Origin of the sequence: Flagellimonas hadalis, assembly GCF_007785775.2 — a bacterium.
Classification (GTDB): Bacteria; Bacteroidota; Bacteroidia; order Flavobacteriales; family Flavobacteriaceae; genus Flagellimonas; species Flagellimonas hadalis.
On sequence record NZ_VNIK02000001.1, the window covers coordinates 774,492 to 785,721 of the forward strand.

Annotated in this window: 11 protein-coding genes; 10 read left to right on the forward strand and 1 reads right to left on the reverse strand. The window is 47.1% G+C overall.

The genetic code is table 11. From position 1 onward, the window contains the following. The first annotated feature begins 87 nt into the window (after nt 1–87). The 7 genes from FOT42_RS03435 to FOT42_RS03465 all read left to right on the forward strand — a co-directional run bounded on the left by FOT42_RS03435 (nt 88) and on the right by FOT42_RS03465 (nt 6,878). Nucleotides 88–609 carry a DUF4199 domain-containing protein gene (locus FOT42_RS03435; protein WP_151889158.1) on the forward strand — a complete coding sequence of 174 codons (522 nt, stop codon included), beginning with the start codon at nt 88–90 and terminating at the stop codon, nt 607–609. Nucleotides 610–651: 42 nt separating this feature from the next. Continuing rightward, nucleotides 652–1,599 (forward strand): glycosyltransferase family 2 protein, encoded by a 948-nt coding sequence (locus tag FOT42_RS03440; protein ID WP_151889159.1) that lies wholly within the window; start codon nt 652–654, stop codon nt 1,597–1,599. A gap of 53 nt (nt 1,600–1,652) precedes the next feature. Continuing rightward, complete coding sequence (locus tag FOT42_RS03445) at nt 1,653–3,359, forward strand: phospho-sugar mutase (protein WP_151889160.1); 1,707 nt, start codon at nt 1,653–1,655, stop codon at nt 3,357–3,359. Nucleotides 3,360–3,363: 4 nt separating this feature from the next. Then, nucleotides 3,364–5,190: an ABC transporter ATP-binding protein gene (locus FOT42_RS03450; protein ID WP_151889161.1), complete on the forward strand. Its 1,827-nt coding sequence runs from the start codon at nt 3,364–3,366 to the stop codon at nt 5,188–5,190. Nucleotides 5,191–5,338: 148 nt separating this feature from the next. Next, nucleotides 5,339–5,881 carry an RNA polymerase sigma factor gene (locus FOT42_RS03455; RefSeq protein ID WP_151889162.1) on the forward strand — a complete coding sequence of 181 codons (543 nt, stop codon included), beginning with the start codon at nt 5,339–5,341 and terminating at the stop codon, nt 5,879–5,881. A 33-nt stretch (nt 5,882–5,914) separates the two neighbouring features. Further along, complete coding sequence (locus FOT42_RS03460) at nt 5,915–6,445, forward strand: hypothetical protein (protein ID WP_151889163.1); 531 nt, start codon at nt 5,915–5,917, stop codon at nt 6,443–6,445. Continuing rightward, a complete protein-coding gene (locus FOT42_RS03465) occupies nt 6,438–6,878 on the forward strand; it encodes a hypothetical protein (protein ID WP_151889164.1) in 441 nt (146 codons plus the stop codon). Before FOT42_RS03460 ends, FOT42_RS03465 begins: the two co-directional genes overlap by 8 nt. Nucleotides 6,879–6,894: 16 nt before the next feature. Here FOT42_RS03465 and FOT42_RS03470 read toward each other — a convergent pair whose 3' ends face one another. Then, nucleotides 6,895–7,926: a WD40/YVTN/BNR-like repeat-containing protein gene (locus FOT42_RS03470; RefSeq protein ID WP_151889165.1), complete on the reverse strand. Its 1,032-nt coding sequence runs from the start codon at nt 7,924–7,926 to the stop codon at nt 6,895–6,897. A gap of 59 nt (nt 7,927–7,985) precedes the next feature. Between FOT42_RS03470 and FOT42_RS03475 the strand changes: the two genes are divergently transcribed. From FOT42_RS03475 to FOT42_RS03485, 3 genes are all read left to right on the forward strand, one after another. Then, nucleotides 7,986–9,197: an RsmB/NOP family class I SAM-dependent RNA methyltransferase gene (locus FOT42_RS03475; protein WP_151889166.1), complete on the forward strand. Its 1,212-nt coding sequence runs from the start codon at nt 7,986–7,988 to the stop codon at nt 9,195–9,197. A gap of 128 nt (nt 9,198–9,325) precedes the next feature. Next, a complete protein-coding gene (locus FOT42_RS03480) occupies nt 9,326–10,168 on the forward strand; it encodes an SDR family NAD(P)-dependent oxidoreductase (protein ID WP_151889167.1) in 843 nt (280 codons plus the stop codon). 56 nt (nt 10,169–10,224) lie between these two features. After that, nucleotides 10,225–11,127 (forward strand): helix-turn-helix domain-containing protein, encoded by a 903-nt coding sequence (locus tag FOT42_RS03485; RefSeq protein ID WP_151889168.1) that lies wholly within the window; start codon nt 10,225–10,227, stop codon nt 11,125–11,127. Nucleotides 11,128–11,230: the final 103 nt, after the last annotated feature.

The following is an 11,230-nucleotide window of genomic DNA, read 5'->3' on the forward strand; positions in this document are numbered from 1 at the left end:
AGACCTAAAAAATAAAAAAGTAACTTTAGCTGTAACAAAAAGCGTGGTCTGCGCACTAATGGACTACAATCAACACAAAAATAAAAAATGGAAGAAAAACAACCAAAAACCGGAAAATTCGCCCTCAATTATGGACTATTGTTGGGCCTTGTCTCTGTGGTGTTCGGCGTAATGCTCTACACCCAAAAAATGCACTATGAGATGAATGCCTCGATCATCGTGGTCTCCATCCTCATTATGGCAGGCGTCCTCTTTTTTGCCGTCAACGCCTTCAAAAAGGCCAATGGTGGCTTTCTGACCATTTCCGAGGCTTTGAAAGTGGCCGTTGGTGCCGCGGTGGTGGGAGCCGTGATCTCCTTGGCCTACCAGTACATCCTGACCAATTTCATCGAACCCGACTTTTTTGACAAGGCCATGGAAATAGCCAAACCCAAGGCTTTTGAGCAAAATCCCAACATGACCGAGGAGCAATGGGACCAAGCTGTGGAAATGCAAAAAGGATTTGCTTGGATCCAATACCCAGTGGGCTTGATCATGAACAGTATCTTCGGCTTGGTCATCGGACTGATCGTGGGACTGATCTTGAAAAAGAGCAAACCGTCCTACTAAGCCAAAAAATACTACTTTTGAAAGGAATTCCAGAAACAAGCAATGCAGATTTCCATTGTAATTCCTTTGCTCAACGAGCACGAATCGCTTAAAGAACTACATGATTGGATTGTACAGGTGATGCAATCCAATCATTTTTTATATGAGATCATCTTTATAGATGATGGCAGTACGGATGGCTCTTGGGAGGCCATTTCCGAGCTTTCCCGGCAGAACGAACACGTTAAGGGCATCCGTTTTTACAAGAACTATGGGAAGTCACAGGCCCTGCATGCAGGGTTCAAGGCGGCCACGGGCGATGTGGTGATCACCATGGACGCCGACCTTCAGGACAACCCCGAGGAAATTCCCGAAATGTACCGCATGATTGTCCAAGAAGGCCATCAAGTGGTATCGGGCTGGAAAAAAAAACGGTACGATTCCATCATCGCCAAGAACATCCCCTCCAAACTCTTCAACTGGGCCGCCCGGAAAACATCCGGTGTGCGACTGCACGATTTCAACTGTGGGCTCAAGGCCTTCAATAGTGACGTGGTGAAGAACATCGAGGTACACGGGGAAATGCACCGCTACATCCCCGTTCTGGCCAAAAATGCCGGTTTTTCCAAGATAACGGAGAAAGTGGTACAGCACCAGGCCCGAAAATACGGTTCCACCAAATTTGGTGCGGAACGTTTCATCAACGGTTTTTTGGACCTGATCACGATTTGGTTCGTCTCCAAGTTTGGCCGTCGTCCCATGCACCTTTTTGGCGCATTGGGTGTGCTCATGTTCTTTGTGGGCCTTTGTTTCTCCGTCTACTTGGGGGTGGATAAACTCTACGTGAACAAAACTGGTCGGTTGATTACCCAACGCCCGCAGTTTTTCATTGCCCTTACCGCAATGATCATGGGTACGCAATTGTTTTTGGCAGGATTCATCGGGGAGATCATGGTACGTTCCAGAAAAAACGACACCCGTTACAATATCTCCGATAAAATTAACCTTTAAGCCTACCCAAACCTATAATCTTTGTATTTTTAAGACGCATAAACACTATACAAATGGATTCCATTACCGCTACCGCACAATCTTGGTTGACCGATTTTTTTGATGAAGGAACAAAAAAAGAAATCCGACATCTCATTGAAAAGGACCCCGAAGAGCTCAAGGACCGATTCTACAAAAATCTGGAATTCGGAACAGGCGGAATGCGGGGCGTGATGGGCGTGGGCACCAATAGAATCAACAAATACACCTTGGGAAAGAGCACCCAAGGCCTCAGCAATTACCTCAAAAGGACCTATACCGACAGTGATATCCGGGTGGTGATCGCCTACGATTGCCGACACAATTCCGATACGCTGGCCAGAACGGTGGCCGAAGTTTTCTCTGCCAACGGCATCAGGGTCTATCTGTTCTCCGAACTCCGTACGACCCCAGAACTCTCTTTTGCCGTGAGACAATTGAGCTGCCATGCCGGGATTGTGTTGACTGCATCGCACAACCCACCGGAATACAATGGATACAAGGTATATTGGGCCGATGGTGGGCAGATCGTGCCACCGCAGGATGGGGAAATCATCTCGGAAATCGATTCCCTTTCTTTTGAAGACATCCAATTTGGTTCGAATGCCGATTTGATCCACCTGATCGATAAAGATGTGGACGAGGCCTTTTTTGAAGCCTCCGTTGCCAATGGAAACTTCCATGCGAAGGGAAAGGACAATTTCAAAATTGTGTTCACTTCGTTGCACGGCACCTCCATTACGGCCATACCCGAAGTGTTGAAACGGGCCGGATACCACAATGTCACCATCATTGAAGAGCAGGCAAAGCCCAATGGCAATTTTCCAACGGTCAAATCGCCCAACCCAGAGGAACCCGAAGCCTTGGCGATGGCCATTGCAAAAGCGGAGGAAATTGGGGCCGATATGGTGGTGGGCACCGACCCTGACAGTGACCGTTTGGGTATAGCTGTCCGCAACCTGGAGGGCAAAATAGAACTGCTGAACGGCAACCAGACCATGGTGTTGATGACCAAGTTTTTGCTGGACCAGTACAAGAAAAATGGATTTAAGGGCAACGAGTTCATCGCCACCACCATTGTGTCCACTCCCATGATGGAGCAAATGGCCAAAGCCTACGGTGTGGAATTCAAAACGGCACTGACCGGGTTCAAGTGGATAGGCAAAATGATCAAGGATTTTCCTGCTTCCAAGTTTATTGGAGGTGGCGAGGAAAGTTTTGGCTACATGGTGGGCGATTTTGTCCGGGACAAGGATGCTGTAACCTCTACCCTACTGGCCTGTGAGATTGCCGCCAACGCCAAGGCGAACGGCAGTTCGTTCTACAAAGATCTTATCGATTGCTATGTGCGGTTTGGTTTTTACAAGGAAAAATTGATTTCCCTCACCAAAAAAGGGATCAGTGGTGCGGAAGAGATCAAACAGATGCTCAAGGATTTCAAGGAAAATCCAGTGGCCTCCGTGCAAGGCTCCAAGCTGCTTTGGGTCGAGGACTACAACACCTCCATGGCCAAAAATGTGCAGACCGGCGAGGAACGGCCCATCCATCTGCCCAAATCCAATGTGCTCATCTACGAGACCGAAGATGGTACCCGAATCGCGGCCAGACCCAGCGGAACGGAACCCAAGGTGAAGTTCTATATCAGCACCAATGCAAAATTGGACAAGGCGGAGGATTATAAATCCGTAAATTCGCAGTTGGAAACCAAGATAGAAGGTATCCTATCCGAGCTGAATCTGTAAGTGAATGAACTACTTTAAAAAGATCCTCCGTTTTGCGGGACCTTACCGTAAATACGGTTATTTGAACATATTTTTCAATGTCCTTTACGCCCTTTTCAGTGCGCTTTCCTACGCTGCACTGATTCCCATGCTGAACGTGCTCTTTGATAAGACCAAACAGATCAACGAGGCGCCAAAGTTTGAAGGGATTGGCAAACTCAAAGATTATTTTGAAGGATACATGAATTACCAGGTGACCCAGTTTTCTGGTGAGGATCCCATGAAAGGGCTGTTGCTGGCCGTTGGGCTGATATTGACCTTGTTCTTTTTCAAAAATGTATTCAACTATCTGGCCATGTATTACATCACCTTTTTACGCAATGGTGTCCTTAAGGACATACGGAACAAGATGTATGAGAAAATCGTGGACCTCCCCATTTCCTATTTTTCGGAAAAACGAAAAGGCGATGTCATAGCCCGGATCACCTCGGATGTATTGGAGATCCAGCATTCCTTTCTGTCCATTTTGGAATTGATCGTACGTGAACCGCTCACCATTCTGTTCACCATAATTGTAATGTTCCTCATCAGTGTGAAGCTGACCATTTTTGTGTTCATTTTTATTCCCATTGCGGGAATGTTGATCTCAAGGATCGGGAAATCGCTCAAGCGAAAATCGGACAAGGTCCAAAAAGAACAGGGCGAATTCCTGTCCATTGTGGAAGAAACGTTGGGAGGCTTACGGGTGATCAAGGCTTTCAATTCGGAATCCAAGTTTTACAATACCTTCAAAAATTCAACGACCCGCTTCTTCAAGTTTTCCAATTCGCTGTTGAACCGTCAAAACCTGTCATCCCCCATCAGTGAATTCCTTGGGATTGTGGTTTTTGGTGTGCTCCTTTGGTATGGCGGACGCATGGTATTGGTAGAGAATGATTTGGACCCAGCATCCTTCATCACCTATATGGGACTTGCCTTTAACATCCTTACCCCCGCCAAGGCCATCAGCAAGGCTTCGTATGGGGTAAAAAAAGGCAATGCAGCAGCAGAACGTGTGTTGGAGGTTTTGGAATCCGAAAACCCCATCAAGGACATGGAAGGGGCTTTGGAAAAGACAGATTTCAGTTCGGGCATCGAATTCAAGGACACTTCTTTCAAATATGAGGAGGATTATGTCCTGAAAAACTTCAACCTAAAGGTTGAAAAAGGGCAGACCGTTGCCCTGGTGGGCCAATCCGGAAGCGGAAAGAGCACCGTGGCCAACCTGATCACCCGTTTCTACGATGTGAACAAAGGGGAAATCGCCATAGACGGGACCAACATCAAGAACATTACCAAAAAATCCCTTCGCGGCATGATGGGATTGGTGACCCAGGATTCCATTCTTTTCAATGATTCCGTGAAGAACAATATTGCCCTGGGCAAGGAAAATGCGACCATGGCCGAGATCATAGAAGCAGCGAAAGTTGCCAATGCACACGATTTCATCATGGAACTGCCCCACGGCTACGATACCAATATCGGGGACGGTGGGAACAAGCTGAGCGGGGGGCAAAAACAACGCTTGTCCATTGCGCGGGCCGTGCTGAAGAACCCTCCCATCATGATCTTGGACGAGGCCACATCGGCCCTCGACACCGAAAGTGAGCGATTGGTGCAGGATGCCCTTGAGAACATGATGAAGAACCGTACTTCCATCGTGATCGCCCACCGTTTGTCCACCATCCAGAATGCAGATTCCATTGTGGTGATGGGCAAGGGCGAAATCTTGGAACAGGGCACCCATGAGGAACTGATGCAGTCTGCAAAAAATTACAAGAAATTGGTAGAGATGCAGTCGATCACTTCTTGATCGGAGTTTGGGTAGGCAGTTTCCCTTTTTCCTAAAAAAACATAGGGTAATTGTTTATTGTCAATTGTTCATTGATTATTGAACATTGGCCATGGAAAAATTAAACCATTTCCCCTTACCTTAGTCATAGCATCAAATCGTACGACCATTGATCGCTGAGGAAACTTTAGTACAGGAACTCAAGAGCAAGGAAAGCCAGGCAAAGGCCTTTGAAGTGTTGGTGAACACCTACAAGGAACGCCTTTATTGGCACATACGGCGGATTGTCCTTGACCATGACGATGCGGACGATGTGTTGCAGAACACTTTTATAAAAGTGTACAGGAACATCGATGGGTTCAAGGGCGACAGCAAACTGTACTCCTGGATGTACCGCATCGCCACTAACGAGTCGTTGACCTTTTTGAAGCAAAAATCAAAAAAAATGGGCATCGGCGACCAAGAACTCAAGGAACGCATGGTGGAAAACCTTCAGGCCGACGTCTATTTTGAGGGTGATGAGATCCAGTTAAAGCTGCAAAAGGCATTGGCCACCCTTCCGGATAAGCAAAAACTGGTCTTTAACATGAAATATTTTCAGGAAATGAAATATGAGGACATTTCCGAGGTATTGGAAACCTCGGTCGGGGCCTTGAAGGCATCCTATCATCTGGCCACAAAGAAAATTGAGGCGTATCTTAGAGCAGATTAAACCTTTGGCACGAATCGAAGTCATAAAAACACCATGAAAAAGAACAACGAAAATAAGTTCAATACCCCGGAAGGTTACTTTGAGAGTTTCCATGACCGCTTGATGGACCGGATCCAAAAGGAAGAAGGCGGCACTGGTTCCAGCATCCCCAATACTGATGGCTTTACCGTGCCGGGAAATTACTTCGAGGAGGTCGTTCCAACGATTCTCTCCAAAACAACAGCAGAAGGCGGGAAGGTCATCCCACTGGGCAGCCGTCGGAATTTTTATTACGCAGCGGCAGCGATTGCGGCCATTTTTCTGTTGGTTTTCGGTATCAACTGGAAGACAGAAACCACTCCTTTGGGTTTTGATGATTTGGCCAGTGCCGAGATAGATGCTTATTTTGAAAATCATGAGATTGGGCTCAGTTCCTATGAAATTGCCGAGGCCATTCCTTTGGAAGACATCCAGTTGAACGATGTGCTGGCCGAGGACCTGACCAACGATATCCTTTGGGAATACTTGGAGGATAATATGGAAGATATTGAGGATTTACATTTAGAAAATGAAGAACATGAATAGAAGAGCACTTGTATTGTTTACCCTGATCTTGACGGTCTTTGGGCTACAGGCCCAAGGTCAGGCAAGGGACCGCATCAAGACCCTGAAAGTGGCGTTCATTACCGAAAAGATAGGGCTTACCAGCGAAGAGGCCCAGGTTTTCTGGCCCATATACAACCAGCATGAAGAGGCCCTGGAAACCATCCGCAGAAAAGAACGCATGGAACTAAGGTCACAGATATCCTCGGCAGAAGGCTTGTCCGAAAGCGAATCCGAAGCCCTGTTGGGCAAAATGCTTGCCCTCCAAAACGAGAGGCACGGCGAAGAACAGGATTTCATGGCAAACATCCGAAAGGTGATCCCCGCCAAAAAGGCACTCTTGCTGATCAAGGCCGAGGAAGATTTCAAAAGGCAGTTATTGCAACAGTACCGCAAGCGAAAAGGCGGTGGATGACGAACAACTACATCAACTAATTGAACTCCAATTTGGCGATACGCTTGCTTCCTCCGGCATAAGCGGTGGAATCATTCAAAAAGCGCAGGGTAAAGAACGGTTCTTCACTCAACTCCTTCCAGTTTTCACCACCATCACCCGAATAAGAAATGCCCGTAAACCCAATGGCGACAAGCCCCTTCCCTTCCGAATTGGGCACAAACTGCACACAACTTTTATAATCCGGTTCCTTTCCATCGGCAATCAGGTTCCATGTTTTTCCACCGTCCACGGTTATGATCTTGTTCTTTTGGTTGAACTCAGGTGAAGTGTAGTCCCCTCCAATGGCAAACCCCACATACTCGTCATAAAAATCCATGGAATAGATGCCCTGGGTAGGCTCTTCGTGAATGATGGGTGTCTGTTGGATTTCCCAAGTGGCCCCATTATCCGCAGAGTAATAGATCCTGCCTTCAGTGGTCCCGATCCAAACCTTGTTCCCAGCTATGGCTATGTTGCTATTGCTGGCCGCAAAGGCTCCCTCACCTTCTATACCTTTTGGCAAACTGGCACAAGGCAGTTTGCTCCACGTCTGTCCGCCATCTTTGGTAAGGATGATGGAAAGGCATCCATCTACCGTATCGCCTACCGCGATACCAAAGGTATCGTCCCAAAAGGCCATGGCGTCATAGAACACCCCTTCCCCTTCTTCTTGGTACACCACTTCCATTTTTCCACCGCTGCCGGTCTTGTACAACAGTGCAGGACTCTCTATGGACAGCATAAAAAAATCGTTGGTGGTCTTGCCCACCGCCCTAAAACTGGGCGTCAACGAATCGTATGTCTGCATATTGGCGCGCACTTTGTGCGAAGTGACATCCACTGTTCCGTACATTCCATTGCTCCCGGCAAAGGCCAGCGTTCTACCGTCCAAAAACGTGATGGCACGGATGCTCACCGAATCTTCATAAACAGGTGTCACGGTCACCGATTGGAACGGCTGGTACTTTTGTTCTTCGGCACAAGAGGCCAAAACCAAGACCATCAAAAGAAAAATGGAAATCCTCATTACATTTATTTTCTTCAAAAGTAAGGAGAAATGGTACCTTTGCAACCTTATTTTGTATCATGCGATTGCACCGGAACCTAGTTTTTGCCGTAATAGATGCCTTGAAGCAGATTTTCAACGATGGGGAATATGCCGATAAGGTAATAGAAAAAGTACTTCGATACGATAAACGTTGGGGTGCCCGCGATCGTGCTTTTATTGCCGAGACCACTTACGACATTGTGCGTTGGAAGCGCCTCTACACCGAGATAGCCGAAGCGCATGAACCCTATAGCCGCCAGCATTTGTTTCGACTTTTTGCTGTATGGTGCGTGCTGAAGGGCATTTCGTTGCCCGATTGGAAACAATTGGAAGAAACCCCGGAGCGAAGGATCAAAGGGAAGTTTGACGAACTGTCCAAGATCCGAAAGTTTCGGGAATCCGTTCCCGATTGGATGGACGAACTCGGAGAGAAATCCCTGGGCAACAAGCTCTGGACCAAGGAAATTGCCGCACTCAATCAACAAGCGGATGTTATTCTGAGGGTGAACACACTCAAGATCACCAAACCACAGCTCAAGCTATTTTTGGCCAAAGAAGATATCGAAACTGTGGATATCGACGGGTATCCAGACGCCTTGAAATTGAAGGAGCGCAAGAACGTGTTCACCACGGAAGCCTTCAAGGATGGGCTTTTTGAAGTGCAGGATGCCTCATCACAATTGGTCGCCCCCTATCTGGAAGTGCAGCCCGGGCAACGCGTGGTGGACGCCTGTGCCGGTGCCGGTGGCAAGACCTTGCATCTGGCATCGCTCATGCAGAACAAGGGACAACTCATCGCCCTTGACATTTATGAGAGCAAGTTGAAAAAACTCAAGATCAGGGCCAGACGGAACGGGATCCATAATTTCGAGACGCGACTTATCGACTCCACCAAGGTCATCAAAAAACTGCACAACAGTGCCGACCGATTGCTGTTGGACGCCCCCTGCTCCGGCTTGGGTGTCATCAAAAGAAACCCTGATTCCAAATGGAAGTTGGAGCCTGAGTTCATCGATAGGATCATGGGCGTGCAGCAGGACATCCTTCAGAACTACAGCAAAATGGTAAAAAAAGGGGGGCAAATGGTCTATGCCACTTGTTCCATACTTCCCCAAGAGAACACCGAGCAGGTCAAAAAATTCCTGGAATCGGAAAACGGCAAGGAATTCGAATTGGTAAGAGAACAGAACGTTTATGCCTCAGAAACCGGTTTTGACGGTTTTTATATGGCATTGGTGAAAAAGATTTAATTCTGTCAAGAGCCTTTTACACCCCTCTATAAATTTCGACTACAACAATCGTAGATTAGGCTACATATATCCCTTCGTTTCAGGGCAACTTTGCTGTGTCAATTCTTAACAATCAAAATTCTACAAAAATGGACACAAAAAAAGTATGGTTGGTCACCGGAGCTTCCAAAGGTTTGGGGCTTACTTTGGTAAAAACACTATTGGATCAAGGTTATCGAGTGGCGGCCACATCACGAAGTTTAAGTGCATTGGAAAATGCCGTGGGAAAACATGAGGCTTTCCTGCCGCTGCAAGTCGACCTGATGAGTGAAGAAAGTGTGAACACTGGCATTTCACAAGTAATGGGCCACTTTGGCCGTGTGGATGTGGTGGTCAACAATGCCGGTTACGGGCAAAATGGGACCTTGGAGGAAATTTCGGATGCTGAGGCACGACAAAATTTTGACGTGAATGTCTTTGGCATGTTGAACGTTATTCGAAAAGCGATGCCCCACTTACGGGAGCAAGGGTCCGGACACATTTTCAATATCGCCTCGGTGGCGGGTGTGGTCGGCAATTTTCCCGGATTTGGGATTTACTGTGCCACGAAGTTTGCCGTGGTCGGTTTGACGGAGGCCCTGTCCGTGGAAGCGAGTCCCTTCGGAATCCATACCACTTTGGTGTATCCTGGGTATTTCCGTACCAATTTTCTATCGGATGATTCCCTAAAATTGGCCAAAAACCGAATGGATGTGTATGCCCAGGCCCGTGAATCGGAACGCTTGCACAAAGAAGAGATTGCCGGAAACCAGTTGGGTGACCCCGAAAAGGCCGCAGAGGTGCTCATCAAAGTGGCCGAAAGTGATGATCCCGCCCTACATTTGTTCCTGGGCAGCGATGCCTATGGTATGGCCCAACAAAAATTGAAAACCTTGGAAACTGCCTTGGAAACCAACAAGGAACTAAGCCATTCCACGGATTTTAAAAATTAATATGTAATTTCAGAAGGGGGGAAGGCTTTGCCTTGCCCCTTAACCTTCAATAGATCATGCACACGTTCAATACCCTAAGCGAGTTCCATAAATTTTGTGCACTGCCCAAACCTGAACACCCTTTGATCAGTGTGGTCGATTATGGCCAAGTGGATTATCAGACCGTCGAAAACCAAATCACTTGGACGCAAAATTTTTATTCCATCGGATTGAAACGGAATGTCTCTGCAAAGGTACGGTATGGACAACAGGAGTACGATTTTGACGAAGGGCTGTTAACATTTATTGGCCCGAGACAGGTATTGCAATTTGAAATGCTGCCTTCGGAGAAGAAACCTTCGGGCTGGCTGTTGCTCATCCATCCTGATTTCTTGTGGAATACCCCATTGTCCAAGGCCATCAAAAACTATGAATTCTTTGGTTATGCCATCAATGAGGCCTTATTTCTTTCCGAAAAGGAAGAAAAGACCATGGTTGACATCTTGTTGCACATCCAGCAAGAATACCGGTCCAACATCGATAAATTCAGTCAAAACATCATCATTGCCCAACTCGAATTACTGCTCAACTATGCCGAACGCTATTATCAAAGACAATTTCTTACGAGAAAGATCAATAACCACGAGGTTTTGGTTCGGTTGGAGGATTTTCTCGGCTCCTATTTCAACGGAGAGGAAGCCATCAACAAAGGGATACCGACCGTCCAATTCGTAGCGGATACCTTGAATGTTTCCCCGAATTACCTAAGCAGTCTGCTCAAAGTACTGACCGGACAAAGCACCCAACAGCACATCCATGACAAACTAATTGAGAAGGCCAAGGAGCAATTGTCCACCACCCAACTTTCGGTCAGCGAAATTGCCTATACCCTTGGTTTTGAGCATTCCCAATCGTTTAGCAAATTGTTCAAAAACAAAACAAATCAATCGCCAGCCGCCTTTAGGGCTTCCTTCAATTGAACTGATCATGCACAAACATTTTTTTGAGTAGCCTGGGGTGGGTTTTGATAGATCAAAAAAGGTTTCTGATGAGATTTTTCAGAAGGTGGCGCAGAAATTGGAC